The sequence below is a fragment of the Burkholderia stagnalis genome, assembly GCF_039848545.1.
GTDB lineage: Bacteria > Pseudomonadota > Gammaproteobacteria > Burkholderiales > Burkholderiaceae > Burkholderia > Burkholderia stagnalis.
In genome coordinates this window covers 676,357-688,705 of sequence record NZ_CP156686.1, presented here as the reverse complement: position 1 = coordinate 688,705, position 12,349 = coordinate 676,357, and the positions used below count along the sequence as shown (strand labels likewise).

Genomic DNA, 12,349 nt, shown 5'->3' with positions numbered 1-12,349 from the left:
TGCCTGCGGCGCCTTGGTCCGCCTGAAGCACCATCATTCCGTGCTGGCGCACCCGGGCGCGATCCGAACGGCAGGATCGAGGTTTCGCCGCGACAGCCAGTACATCCCCGCGACGGCCGCCGCGTACGGAATGGCCGAGTACCAGCCGATCTCGATGATGCTGTTCACGCCGCTCGTCTTCAGGATCGACGGAAGCCAGAAACCCACGGCGTAGACGCCGCATATCAGACAGAAGTAGACCACCGACAGACGGTAGATTCCGATGTCGCGCAGCACCGTCTTCAGGGCCGGCCACCGTTCCCGAGTCGATCGTTCGGTATCGCGCTGCTCGATGATCGCCCGCTTCTCGTCGGCCGTCAGCCATCGCGTGTCCTCGGGGGCGCCATTCAGCCACATCAGTGCGAGCGCGCCCAGAATGAGCGCCGGCACACCTTCGATCACGAACATCCATTGCCAGCCGGCGAACCCCGCGACGTCTTTCATGTGTTCGAGCAGCCACCCGGACGCTGGTGCCGCGACGATGCCGCCGAGTGGCGCCGCGCACAGCAGCAAGGCCATCGCCCGACCGAGGCGCTCGCGCAGGTACCAGCGAGTGCGATAGAAAAGCATGCCGGGAGCGAAGCCTGCCTCGCATACGCCGAGAAGGAGTCGGGCCACGTAGAACGACGTTGCGTCGGTGACCAGGAACATCGACATCGACGCGATACCCCAGAGCAGCATGATCCGGCTCAGCGTCTTGCGCGCGGCGATCCGGGTAAGGAGCTGGTTGCTCGGAATTTCGAACAGCATGTAGCCCAGGAAAAAGATGGCCGCACCGAAGCCGTAGGCGGCGGCGCTCAACGCGAGATCCTGTTGCATCTGCAATTTCGCGAAGCCGATGTTCACACGATCGATATATGCGACCGCATAACAGACGGCGAGGAAGGCGAGTACCCGGCGATCGATTTTCCTGTACAAGGCGTGCGCGCCGTGGGTGCCCGCGTCGAACACGATCGACATGAATGCCCTCGGTGAATGGCGCTGCTTCTCGGTATTGCGCGTTTTTTATCGGGTCCGACTTTAGCGCCAAATGGTATCGCGCGGGATATCGATCTTCGAAAGGGATGTTGCGTCATATCTCAACACCTGTCGCAACTGACAGTTAGTCGGTAGAGAACAAGAACCGAAATTTTCGCCAGATTCAACGAATTGAAAGCGGACCCTGCCGGCACCTCATCGACCGCCAAGACTGGCATGGCTTCAGTGATGCTCCCAATCTCCCCCTCCATCAGCAGGAATCTCGAATGGCACGCTCACGACTCTAGTTTCATGGTCGTAAACAATGCCAACGCAATCGGTCAACTCAATATCAATCGAGTGGATTTCCTGACCACACCAAAAACAGTACGCGCGCGCGAAATTCGGATCTAAGTATGTGACGATATTTCCTTGGACTGGCCCCAGGGGGCTCACTAAGATACCGAGCGTACTGTTTATTTTTCGTTCGCATCGACGTGCTGCGTTGGGCAATCTTCGCCCCAGGCACACATAGCCTTATGACCACTGCCACATCCTCTGCCACGGGCCGCCACCGACGCCCGCAAAGCGAACGCCGCGCCACGACCCGCCACGCGCTGATCAATGCCACGCTGCGATGCATGAAAGAAGTCGGGCTCGCAAAGACATCGATCACCGAAATCTGCAGCCAGGCCGGTTTCTCCCGCGGTGCGCTTCTGCATCATTTCCCGCACAAGAACGACCTGCTGGTTGCGTCGTACATCGAGTGGCTGGAAGGCAAACTGGCTTCGCTTCAGCAGCGGATCCACAGCACCGCCACCGTGCGCGAGGAAGTCGTTGCCTGGCGCACGCAGATGCAGGAAACGCTTCCGATGACGCAGGAGTTCTACTGGGCCCTGCGCAATGACGACGACCTGCGCGCACGCTTCAACGCTGCGTTGCTCACGCATTCGATCGGAGCAGACGTGAGCGCGTACCTGCCGAATACGTCGATCGACAACACCGCCACACCCATGCTCACGCGTTACGTGATTGCATGCTTCATCCGTGGATTGTGCTTTCAGGAACTATTCGTACGCGATCAATCCATCCCGGATCAGGCATTCGATCATTTCGTCGAGATTCTGAGTGCTTTCGTAGAGCGCCCCCCCGCTGCTCACGAGTGAGATTCAGCATTGGTTGATCCATTCATGAATCCATGCCAGGCATGAGATTCCTTCATATCGGATTCCTAATGACAAGAGATTGCAAATTCAGGCTGCACATATTGTCCGCACTGATGTTCGGAACAGGATCGCTCTCGCTTGCGCATGCCGAGACCGCCCCCGCCTCGCCCGACGCCCCGACATCCGATACGCAAATACCGGCCGGCAAGGGCGCCCGCCAGGATAGCGACCGGGTTCGCAGTCTCGCCACCGTGACCGTGAACGGCGTGCGGCAGCAGGCCCCACAAGTCTCGAGCGGCGCACTTGGCACGCGTTCGGACCTCGAAACGCCGTTTTCCACGCGTGTCGTCAAGCAACAGGAACTGGAGGATCGCCAGGTGAAAGCACTTGGCAAGGTGTTCGCGGAAGATGCGGCGGTCATGTCGCTCGGCGACACCTATTCGTTCAACGCGTACTCGATCAACGTACGCGGCATTGCCCTCGATGACTACAACGGCTACAAGATCAACGGGTTGCCGTTCTATATGACGACGGTGGAACTGCCGGTCGAATCGTTCGAGTCGATCCAGCTGCTCAAGGGATCATCCGGCTTCATGTATGGCTTCGGCGCCCCGGGCGGCATCATCAACTTCGTGACGAAGAAGCCCACCGACGCATTCACGTTCAGCGCGGACGTCGGCTACAGTTCGGACAGCGTGTTCAGCGAGCACATCGACACCGGCGGCCGCTTCGGCCCCGGGCAGATGTTCGGCTATCGATTCAACATCACGCACGAGCAAGGCGATACCTACAATGGATCGCACGTGCTTCGCAATTCCGAATCGCTGTCGCTCGATGCGCGTCTTGCAAGCGGCCTCACCTGGACGTTCGACGGCATCTACCAATCGCGCAAGGTCGAAGGCGGCATCCAGGATCTCACGCTCGATTCGTATGCGAGCAAGGCGTTGCCTCGTGCGCCGAGCGGTCGCACGAATCTGTCCGCATACAACGACACGTGGTTCAACTCGAACGTCTATTTCGCGTCGACCGGCCTGCACTGGCAGATCGATCCGGCCTGGAAAGCGAGCGTCGACTATAGCCACAGCAAGGACGAACGCAGCTACTCCGGGCAGTGGCTCGGGTTGCTCAACGAACAAGGTGACTTCAATACGTTCCTGAATCGCGCACGCGGCTCGTCGATCTACGATCAGGTACAGGCCACGCTCGAAGGCAAGTTCTCGACCGGCCCGGTCGATCATCAGGTCGTGGTAGGCGCGTCCAGCCAATGGCTCAGCAAGAAAACCGTGCCAGCGTCGCTCTACACCGACATCGGCGCCAACAATCTCTATCAACCGATCGCCACGCACACGTGGAATGGCACGTTTGACTACGGCCTCCAGTTCGACAACTTCAGTTCGCAGCAAAAATCGGTATTCGCAAGCGACACGCTGAGCTTCCTGAAGTACTGGTCGATCCTCGCCGGCGTCCGCTACACGAGCTATCACCAGACCTCGCTGACCAAGCCCGGCGCCGCGGCCAAGGTTTATACGCTCACGCCCACCACGCCCACGTTCGCGCTGATGTTCCGTCCGCGCAACGACCTGCTGTTCTACGCGAGCTATGTCGAGGCGATCGAGGACGGCGGAACGGCGGGCCCGACCTATGCCAACGCAAACGAAGTGCTGTCGCCGCTCAAGAGCAAGCAGTACGAGGTGGGCGTGAAATATGACGGCCGCAAGGTGGGCGCTTCGGCGGCGCTCTTCCGGATCCAGCGCGGCGCCGAGTACGGCAATGCGCAGAACATCTATGTGTCGAACGGCTCCGAGCGCATCGAGGGCCTCGAACTGAATGGCCGCGTCGACCTGCCCGCGGGTTTCCGCATCTCGGCGAGCGCGTCGTGGCTGTCAGGCACCTATACCGAGACCGAGGCCGATCTCGTCGGCAAGCGCATCGAAGGCATCCCGCGCTGGCAAGGCGTGCTGCAGGTCAGCGATCGCATTCCGGGCCTGCCCGGCCTGACCGCGAGCGCCGAGGCACACTATTTCAGCAGCATGAAGGCCGATGCGCTCAATCAGTACGTGCTGCCGAGCTACACGCTCTTCAACGCCGGCCTGAGCTACCGCACCACGATCGGCGGGCACGGCGTCACGCTGCGCGCCGAAGTCGACAACATCTTCAACCGCCGCTACTGGGGCTTCCTGCAGTCCGACTATATCTTCGTCGGTCAACCGCGCACGGTGGCGCTCAACGCGAGGTTCGACCTGTGAGCGCCGCGCACTTTTCCTGGGATGGCGCGATGCCGGGCGAGCGTCGCCGGGCGACGTATCTTGCGCTCGTGATGCCGCGCCGCGAAACGCACGCTCACGACGAACGCCGTTCGCAAGATCGACGCGCACGAACGCCCGGCGCGCATGGCCCGCGCGACGCCGCATCCGTTCCGTCGCGCAATGTCCTCGCATGCGCGCTCGGCGTGGCGGCGCTGCATGCCGCATTCGTCTGGACGTGGCTGCACGCGCCGGCACCGGCGAACAAGCCGCCCGTTACGCCACCCATCACGCTCGAGATGACGGCGCCGCCCAAGCCGCTGCCACAGGCGCCCAAGGTGGCACCCGTCACGCCGCCGAAACCGCTGCCGCAGGTACGCAACGCGCATCCGCCCCGCCCGCGCCCCGTGCCGACGGCGACGCCCACGCCGCTCGCCGACGTGCCGCCGCCCCCGGCCGCGGCGCCCACGCCCGCTCCGGCGGACACGCCCGTGGCGGCGCCGGCGGCAGCGCCGCGCACGGCCGCGTCGCCGACCACCGAGAAAACCACGCTGCCGGACGGCGATGCCGACTACCTCCGCAATCCCGCGCCCGCCTATCCGGCCATCGCGCAGGACTACGGCTGGCAAGGCAGGGTCGTCCTTCACGTGCACGTCCTCGCGAGCGGCACGCCCGATTCGATCCAGTTGCGCAGTTCCAGCGGACATCGCGTGCTCGACGACGCCGCCATCGCCGCCGTGCGCCGCTGGAGCTTCGTGCCCGCCAAGCGCGGGACGACACCCGTCGACGGCTGGGTCGACGTTCCTCTGAATTTTCAACTTGATTGATCCATCAGGAGTTCGAACATGAATTCGCTACCGCTTACGATCATCGTGCAGGGCGCGCTGTGGGCGCTCGGTCTCTTTTCCATCGCCACGTGGACGATCATCGTCGTCAAGACCCTCCAGCATGTGCGCGCAGCGCGCGCCGATGGCCGCGCCAGCGCAGCACTCGCCGACGCCAGCACCCTGCGCGAAATCGCCGCGCGTGCGCTGCAGGCAGGCCCCAAGGCCCGGGTGACGCAAGCCGCCCTCGATGCGCTCGCCGACGCGCATGCATTCGCGGGCGAAACACCCGAAGATCTGTGGAGCCGCCAGGACACGCTCGAGCGCCAGCTCGCACGGCAGATCGGCCAGGAACGCCGACGTCTCGAGCATTCGCTCGCATGGCTCGCATCGGTCGGCAGCGTCGCGCCGTTCGTCGGCCTGTTCGGCACCGTGTTCGGCATCATCCACGCGCTCGGCGCGATCTCGCACGCGGCGTCGGCAAGCATCGACGTCGTGGCCGGCCCGATCGGCGAGGCGCTCGTCGCCACCGGCATCGGCATCGCGGTCGCCGTGCCCGCCGTGCTTGCCTACAACGTCTTCGTGCGCCGCGTGAAGGTGGTCGTGGCGCGCCTCGACGACCACGCAGGCGATCTCTATGCACTCGCGCAGCGCGACCATTTCCGTCTCGCACGCGACGGCGGGGACGATGCAGGCACGACCCCGTCGCGCGCGGAACGCAGCGCGGCGCCGTTCGTTCGTGCGCAGGAGGTCGCAGCATAATGGCCTTTTCTTCCTCCAGCCAGGACGACGACGTCCTCAGCGAAATCAACATTACGCCGCTCGTCGATGTGATGCTCGTGCTGCTCGTCGCGTTCATCGTCACCGCGCCGCTGCTCAACAAGGCGATTCACGTCAATCTGCCGAAGACCGAAGCCACGGCCTCCGTCGATCCGAAGAAACCGCTCGCGGTGAGCGTCGACGCGGCCGGCGCCGTATGGTTCGACAAGCAGCAGGTGCCGCTTGCGCAGGTGGAGAGCCAGCTCGAATCGCGCAAGCGGCAGGATGCCGATCTCGCGGTATCGCTGCAGGCTGACGAAAGCGTGCCCTACGGCCCGGTCGCGAAAGTGATGGGTGCGATCCAGCATGCAGGCATCGCGAAGCTGTCGCTGGTCACGCAGCCGGGGCATTGATGGCACGCGCCGGACGTTCATTTCCGCACCGTTCGCGTCGTACCGGGCGCCGCGCGGCATCGCGTATCGCGGCGTGCATTGCGCTGTGCGTCGTCGCCTCGGCGCGAGCCGCGATCACGCCTGCCGCGGCCACTTCTCCAGCCCCCCGCTGGCAAACCACGCTCTCCGAGTTCGGCGACGCACGGCCCGCTGCCGCACTGACGCGCTTTGCCTATGCCGATGCCGCCCCGCCGCGCGAAGGCACGCTCACGCTGTCGAACTACAGCGAAGTCTCGACCTACGACTCGCTGAACCCGTTCCTGCTGCGCGGCAATGCGGCGCCCGACCTGCTCAATCTCGCCTTCGAGACGCTGATGCAACGCAGCCTCGACGAAGTCGGCATCCAGTACCCGCTGCTCGCCGACCGCGTCGCACTCGCCCCGGACGGTCTCTCGGCCACGTTTCATCTCGACCCGGCCGCGCGCTTCTCGAACGGCGACCCCGTCACCGCCGACGACGTGCGCTATGCGTTCGAATGCCTGACGAACCCGGCCACGTCACCCGTCTACAGCAGCCGCTACGCACTGATCCGCGACGCCGTCGTGGTCGATGCGCACACCGTTCGCTTCGAGTTCCGCCGCGCCGACCGTCGCGCCGCGCTCACGGCGGGCGACCTCTACGTGTTTTCGCGCAACTGGGGGCGCACGCGTGGCCGCGGCACGCTGCGCTTCGATCAGCTCGCGACCGTCGAGCCACTCGCGAGCGGCCCCTACGTGATCGCGTCGCGAGCGAGCAACCGCGAAATCGTTTATCGGCGCAATCCGCGCTATTGGGCCGCGAATTTGCCGGTGCGCCGCGGCATGTTCAATTTCTCGACGATACGCTTCCGGCTCTACAGCGATCCCTACGCGCCGCTGCAGGCGTTCCGCGCGGGCGAAATCGACGCGCTCTTCGAAGGCAGCGCCGAGCAATGGGCGCACAACTACGACGGCCCCGGTTTCACGAACCGCACGCTCTACAAGCGCGAGTTTCCCGAACGCGGCATCAGCGGCGCACAAGGCCTCATCTTCAATCTTCGCCGCGCGAAGTTCCGGGACGTGCGCGTGCGCGAGGCGATCGGGCTCGCGCTCGACTACGAGTGGATCAACCGCAACATGTTCTACGGGCAATACACGCGCAGCCGCAGCTACTTCGACGACAGCGAGTTCGCGGCCACGGGCGCGCCCGGTGCGGCCGAGCTGGCACTCCTGGAGCCGCTGCGCAACACGGTGCCGCCCGCCGTGTTCGGACCGCTGCCGCCGCAACCCGACACGTCGGCCCCCCACGGCCTGCGTCGCAATCTCGCCAGGGCCGAAGCCCTGCTCGCGAGCGCGGGCTGGCGGTATCGCGACGGCGTGCTGCGCGACGCGTCCGGCGCGCCGCTCACCGTCGAGTTGCTCGACGACGGCAGCGGGATGGAGCGCATCCTGATGATCGTGGTGCGCAACCTGCGGCTGCTCGGCATCGACGCGCGTCTGCGCATCATGGACCAGGCCGTCATCAACGAACGGCTCAAGCATTTCGACTTCGACATGACCACCGTAGGCTATCGCCCGGCCAGCATCCCGGGCGCGGAACTCGCGCGCCGCTTCGGCAGCGCGGCAGCGCGCACGCCCGGCTCGGAAAACTATGCGGGCGTGGCGTCGCCCGCCGTCGACGCGCTCATCGATGCCGTCCAGCGCGCGCAATCCGAAAGCGAACTGGTCGCGGCGACGCGTGCGCTCGACCGCGTACTGCTCGGTGAACACATCATGGTGCCGGAGTGGCATATCACGCATGCGCGCATCGCGTGGAACGCGCGCATCGCGCCGCCGTCGAGCGTGCCGCGGCAGTACGGCTGGGCCGACTGGGTCATCGGCTGGTGGCACCCGCAAGCGGGCACGCCGCTGCGAAGCAAGTGAGGCCGCCATGATCGCGTACATCGGTCGCAGACTGCTGCTCATGGTGCCGACGCTGCTCGGCGTGCTGACCCTCACCTTCATCATCATGCAATTCGTGCCCGGCGGCCCCGTCGAACAGGTCATGGCGCGCCTTCAGGGCACTTCGCTGCACGGCGAAAGCACGCGTGGCGGCGACGGCTATCACGGCAACGAGGGAGTCGATCCCGTGCAGGTCGCCGCGATCCGCCATGAGTTCGGCTTCGACGTGCCGCCGCTCACGCGTTATGTGCGGATGCTCGGACGCTACGCGCGGCTCGATCTCGGCCAATCGTTCTTCCAGCATCGGTCGGTGTGGGACCTGATCGTCGGCAAGCTGCCCGTCACGGTCACGCTCGGCGGCTGGTCGCTCGCGCTCACTTACCTGATCTCGGTGCCGCTCGGCATTGCGAAGGCGCTGCGACGCGGCACGCCGTTCGATTTCGCGACGAGCATCGCGCTGCTCGCGGGTTATGCGATTCCGGGCTTCGTGCTCGGCGTGCTGCTGTTGATGCTCTTTAGCGGCAACCTGTTCCTGCACGTGTTTCCCCTTGGCGGCCTCGCGTCGGACGGCTACGACCGGCTCGCTTTGGGTGCCCGCGTCGTCGACCGGCTGTGGCACCTCGTCCTGCCCGTCACGGCGGCGGTCACGGGCAATCTCGCCGTCGTCTCGCTACTCACGCGCAACGCGTTCCTCGACGAGCTCGCGCGTCAGTACGTGCTGACCGCCCGCGCGAAAGGCGCGTCGCGCCAGCGCGTGGTGTGGGGACATGTGCTGCGCAACGCGCTGATCCCGCTCGCCACCGGCTTTCCTGCCGCATTCGTCGCAGCGTTCGTGAGCGGCAGCCTGCTCATCGAAACGCTGTTCTCGCTCGACGGCGTCGGCCGCCTCTCATACGACGCCATCATCGGCCGCGACTATCCGGTCGTACTCGGCGCGTTGTTCGTGTTCACCGTGGTGAGCCTCGTCGCGAAGCTCATCGGCGACATCGCCTACGCGTTGATCGATCCGCGCATCCATTTCGGCGGCAACGTCCATTGACTCTCTCGTCCATCATGGCAGCCATCACCCCACTTCGCCCGCCCGCGCCGCCCCTTCCGGCGGCCGATATCCCGCCGATCGGGCGCACGGCGAACTTCTGGCGGCGCTTTCGCGGGCACCGGCTCGGCTTCGCCAGCCTCGTCGCGTTCGCGGCGCTCTTCGTCGCGAGCCTGTTTGCGGGCTGCATCGCCAACGACCGCCCGCTGATCGTGCGATACGACGGCCAATGGCTGTTCCCCACGGTGCGCACGTACCCCGATACGCGGTTCGGCGGCACGTTGCCGACGGAAGCCGATTATCTCGATCCGTTCATCCGCGAGCAGCTCGCGCGTGACGGCAATTTCGCACTCTACGCGCCCGATCACTATCGCTACGACACCGTGAACTATCACGCGGCGACACCGTTTCCCGCGCCGCCCTCCACGGAAAACTGGCTCGGCACCGATGCGTTCGGCCGCGACGTATTCGCGCGCGTGCTCTACGGCTTTCGCAGCTCGATCCTGTTCGCATTCGCGCTCACGCTGTCGGGCGCGCTGATCGGCGTGCTCGCGGGCGCGCTGCAGGGCTATCACGCGGGACGCGTCGATCTCGTCGGGCAGCGGCTCATCGAAATATGGAATGCGCTGCCCGACCTCTATCTGCTCATCATCCTCTCGTCGATCTTCGAGCCGAGCCTGCCGCTCCTCTTCGCGCTGCTCGCCGCATTCGGCTGGATCACGCTTTCCGATTACGTGCGCGGCGAGTTCCTGCAGAAGCGCTCGCTCGATTACGTGCGCGCCGCGCGCACCCTCGGCCTCTCCGACCGGCAGATCATGTGGCGGCACATCCTGCCCAACAGCCTCACGCCCGTCATCACGTACCTGCCGTTTCGCATGAGCGCCGCCATCGTCGCGCTCACGAGCCTCGACTTCCTGGGCCTTGGCGTACCGCCGCCCGCGCCGAGCCTCGGCGAGCTGCTCGCCGAAGGCAAGAGCCATCTCGACGCGTGGTGGATCTCGGCCACCGCCATTGCCGCGCTCGTGCTCACGCTGCTGCTGCTCACCTTCATCGGCGACGCGCTGCGCGAATCGCTTTCCGTCCGCAAGCCGGGCGCCTTCGGATCATCACGAACATGAACACTCCCGTACTCGCGGTGGAAAACCTGCACATCCGCTTCGGCGCGCATACGGTCGTCAACGGCGTCGATCTCTCGATCGCGCCCGGCGAACGGGTCGCGCTCGTCGGCGAATCGGGTTCCGGCAAGAGCCTCACCGCGCTCGCGATGCTGGGCCTTGCCGACGGCGCCACGGTCAGTGGCCGCGTGCGCCTGGACGGCAAGGACCTGCTCGGCAATACCGATGCGAAATGGCGCACCGTTCGCGGGCGCGACATCGCCATGGTGTTCCAGGAACCGATGACTGCGCTGAATCCGGTGTGGAGCATCGGCCGGCAGATCGGCGAAAGCCTCCGCCTGCACGCGGGCCTGCGCGGCGCGGCGGCGCGTGCGCGCGCCATCGCGCTGCTGCGCCGCACCGGCATTGCGCAGCCCGAGCGCAAGATCGATTGCTATCCGCATCAGCTGTCCGGCGGGCAGCGCCAGCGCGCGATGATCGCGATGGCGCTCGCGTGCCGGCCGCGCCTGCTGATCGCCGACGAGCCCACCACCGCACTCGATGCCACGATCCGCCAGCAAATCGTCGATCTGCTGATCGACCTGCAGGAGGGCGAATCCGGACTCGCGGTGCTGTTGATCACGCACGACCTGCATCTCGTGCGGCGCTTCGCGCACCGCGTGGCCGTGATGCGTCACGGCGAAATCGTCGAAAGCGGCGAAACCGGCGCGCTCTTCGCAACGCAGCGGCATCCGTACACGCGGATGCTGTTCGGCAGTGCGCCGACACGCACGCTCGCGCCGCTCGCCGCCGACGCACCTCGCGTGCTGGAAATCAACGGGCTGCGCGCGGGCTATCGCATGCGGGCGCGCGGCTGGCGTGGCGTGTTGCGCAGCGACACGTCGACCGTACTCGACGGCATCGATCTTCATCTGCGCGAGGGGGAAACGCTCGGCGTGCTCGGCGAGTCGGGCTGCGGGAAGTCCACGCTCGCATCGGCCATCCTCGGCCTGGTACGGCCGCTTGGCGGCACCCTCGGCTTTGCCCGGCTCGGCCACGCGGACACGCAGTCGCGCATGGCACGCGCGGCCCACGTGCAGATGGTGTTTCAGGATCCGTTCGGCTCGCTGCCGCCGCGCATGACGGTGGGCGAGATCATCGGCGAGGGGATGACGCTGCATCACCCGCACCTGACGCCCGATGCGCGGCGCGCGCGTGTCGCCGCACTGCTCGCCGAAACCGGCCTGCCGGCCGAGGCGGCGTCGCGCTACCCGCACGCGTTCTCCGGTGGACAACGACAGCGCATTGCGATTGCGCGCGCGCTCGCCGTCGATCCGCGCATCCTCGTGCTCGACGAACCGACCAGCGCACTCGACGTCTCGGTCCAGCGCAACATCCTCGCGCTCCTTGTGGATCTGCAGCGCCGGCACAAGCTCAGCTACGTGCTCATCAGCCACGACATCGACGTCCTGCGCGCGACCGCGCATCGAATCGCGGTCATGCAGAACGGGCGCATCGTGGAAACCGGCGAGACGCTTCAGACCTTGCATTCGCCTCGGCATGCGTATACCCGAGGACTCGTGGCGGCGACGCGCGAACAGCGCGACCTGGCCGCGCTTTCAGGTACTGCACTCATGCAGTAGCGGGTCCGTGCAGTGGTCGATCCATCCCGGACACTGCGTCACGTCTTTCTTCCGCGACTGCCGCCGCGAACCTCCTGCGCCGTCATGTAACCCGCTGACGGCAGCCATTCCGTCTTCAGGCGGCGGAACAACCGCTCCATCGGCGCGTTATCCCGACAGCCACGACGACTCATGCTCGGTTGTGGCCTGCCACGCCACCCATCCGTCATGTCCCGTGCCGGCAGGACCAGACCGGCAT

The 12,349-nt window shown here is 65.6% G+C and carries 10 protein-coding genes and 1 pseudogene; 9 read left to right on the top strand and 2 right to left on the bottom strand.

Annotated elements, in window-relative coordinates; translation table 11 throughout:
- Positions 1–33: 33 nt before the first annotated feature.
- Complete coding sequence (locus tag ABFO07_RS19960) at positions 34–999, bottom strand: MFS transporter (protein WP_347469450.1); 966 nt, start codon at positions 997–999, stop codon at positions 34–36.
- A 536-nt stretch (positions 1,000–1,535) separates the two neighbouring features.
- Here ABFO07_RS19960 and ABFO07_RS19955 point away from each other — a divergent pair.
- The 9 genes from ABFO07_RS19955 (at position 1,536) to ABFO07_RS19915 (ending at position 12,111) form a co-directional block, all read left to right on the top strand.
- Entirely contained in the window at positions 1,536–2,162 is a 627-nt protein-coding gene (locus tag ABFO07_RS19955) for a TetR/AcrR family transcriptional regulator (RefSeq protein ID WP_347469449.1), read from the top strand.
- A gap of 251 nt (positions 2,163–2,413) precedes the next feature.
- A complete protein-coding gene (locus ABFO07_RS19950) occupies positions 2,414–4,408 on the top strand; it encodes a TonB-dependent siderophore receptor (RefSeq protein WP_230949437.1) in 1,995 nt (664 codons plus the stop codon).
- Positions 4,409–4,479: 71 nt separating this feature from the next.
- A complete protein-coding gene (locus ABFO07_RS19945) occupies positions 4,480–5,232 on the top strand; it encodes an energy transducer TonB (RefSeq protein WP_230948486.1) in 753 nt (250 codons plus the stop codon).
- A gap of 18 nt (positions 5,233–5,250) precedes the next feature.
- On the top strand, positions 5,251–5,991 hold the full coding sequence (locus tag ABFO07_RS19940) for a MotA/TolQ/ExbB proton channel family protein (RefSeq protein ID WP_059804713.1): 741 nt from the start codon (positions 5,251–5,253) through the stop codon (positions 5,989–5,991).
- The gene (locus ABFO07_RS19935; protein WP_059804708.1) at positions 5,991–6,401 is read left to right on the top strand and encodes an ExbD/TolR family protein; all 411 of its coding nucleotides are present in this window, start codon (positions 5,991–5,993) and stop codon (positions 6,399–6,401) included. The genes ABFO07_RS19940 and ABFO07_RS19935 overlap by 1 nt, the downstream gene beginning before the upstream one ends.
- Entirely contained in the window at positions 6,401–8,320 is a 1,920-nt protein-coding gene (locus ABFO07_RS19930) for an extracellular solute-binding protein (RefSeq protein WP_124491043.1), read from the top strand. The genes ABFO07_RS19935 and ABFO07_RS19930 overlap by 1 nt, the downstream gene beginning before the upstream one ends.
- A 7-nt stretch (positions 8,321–8,327) precedes the next feature.
- A complete protein-coding gene (locus ABFO07_RS19925; RefSeq protein WP_322229431.1) occupies positions 8,328–9,377 on the top strand; it encodes an ABC transporter permease subunit in 1,050 nt (349 codons plus the stop codon).
- 14 nt (positions 9,378–9,391) lie between these two features.
- On the top strand, positions 9,392–10,492 hold the full coding sequence (locus tag ABFO07_RS19920; RefSeq protein ID WP_060148431.1) for an ABC transporter permease: 1,101 nt from the start codon (positions 9,392–9,394) through the stop codon (positions 10,490–10,492).
- A complete protein-coding gene (locus ABFO07_RS19915; protein WP_060148430.1) occupies positions 10,489–12,111 on the top strand; it encodes an ABC transporter ATP-binding protein in 1,623 nt (540 codons plus the stop codon). Before ABFO07_RS19920 ends, ABFO07_RS19915 begins: the two co-directional genes overlap by 4 nt.
- 65 nt (positions 12,112–12,176) lie before the next feature.
- Here ABFO07_RS19915 and ABFO07_RS34770 read toward each other — a convergent pair.
- A pseudogene (locus tag ABFO07_RS34770) lies at positions 12,177–12,308 on the bottom strand (IS3 family transposase); the annotation flags it as partial.
- Positions 12,309–12,349: the final 41 nt, after the last annotated feature.

What these genes read in the sequence shown, in the direction of transcription:
- ABFO07_RS19915 (WP_060148430.1), top strand. Translation starts at nt 10,489, where the DNA reads ATGAACACTCCCGTACTCGCGGTGGAAAACCTGCACATCCGCTTCGGC.
- ABFO07_RS19930 (WP_124491043.1), top strand. Translation starts at nt 6,401, where the DNA reads ATGGCACGCGCCGGACGTTCATTTCCGCACCGTTCGCGTCGTACCGGG.
- ABFO07_RS19955 (WP_347469449.1), top strand. Translation starts at nt 1,536, where the DNA reads ATGACCACTGCCACATCCTCTGCCACGGGCCGCCACCGACGCCCGCAA.
- ABFO07_RS19940 (WP_059804713.1), top strand. Translation starts at nt 5,251, where the DNA reads ATGAATTCGCTACCGCTTACGATCATCGTGCAGGGCGCGCTGTGGGCG.
- ABFO07_RS19920 (WP_060148431.1), top strand. Translation starts at nt 9,392, where the DNA reads ATGGCAGCCATCACCCCACTTCGCCCGCCCGCGCCGCCCCTTCCGGCG.
- ABFO07_RS19935 (WP_059804708.1), top strand. Translation starts at nt 5,991, where the DNA reads ATGGCCTTTTCTTCCTCCAGCCAGGACGACGACGTCCTCAGCGAAATC.
- ABFO07_RS19945 (WP_230948486.1), top strand. Translation starts at nt 4,480, where the DNA reads ATGCCGCGCCGCGAAACGCACGCTCACGACGAACGCCGTTCGCAAGAT.
- ABFO07_RS19925 (WP_322229431.1), top strand. Translation starts at nt 8,328, where the DNA reads ATGATCGCGTACATCGGTCGCAGACTGCTGCTCATGGTGCCGACGCTG.
- ABFO07_RS19960 (WP_347469450.1), bottom strand. Translation starts at nt 999, where the DNA reads ATGTCGATCGTGTTCGACGCGGGCACCCACGGCGCGCACGCCTTGTAC.